This is a genomic window from Pseudorhodobacter sp. E13 (genome assembly GCF_003991405.1).
Classification (GTDB): domain Bacteria; phylum Pseudomonadota; class Alphaproteobacteria; order Rhodobacterales; family Rhodobacteraceae; genus Pseudorhodobacter.
In genome coordinates, this window is the sequence record NZ_RPEN01000069.1 from 1 (window position 1) to 330 (window position 330).

Below are 330 nucleotides of genomic sequence, written 5' to 3' on the forward strand. Positions count from 1 at the left end.
TGAATGCAAGCATTCACCTGTCGGTAACAGGCCGGCGACATCACCTATGTATGGACGCGGGAAGGCTGGGTATATCTGGCTGTGATCATTGACCTTTTCTCAAGGCGCGTCGTGGGCTGGGCCATCAGCAACCGCATGAAGCAAGATCTGGCCTTGCGGGCGTTGAACATGGCCATCGCGATCCGAAGGCCGCCGCCAGGTTGCGCTCATCACACGGACCGCGGGTCGCAATACTGTGCTCACGACTATCAAAAGCTGCTGCGCAAGAACGGGTTCAAGGTGTCCCCTCTCGCGGATGTAAACATCCGCTGCCCGTTGCCTGGCAGGGCA

At 58.8% G+C, this 330-nt stretch carries 1 pseudogene; it reads left to right on the plus strand.

The annotated features are described in order from the left end of the window. Positions 1–33: 33 nt before the first annotated feature. Positions 34–330 (plus strand): annotated as a pseudogene (locus EGN72_RS00160) (DDE-type integrase/transposase/recombinase); the annotation flags it as partial.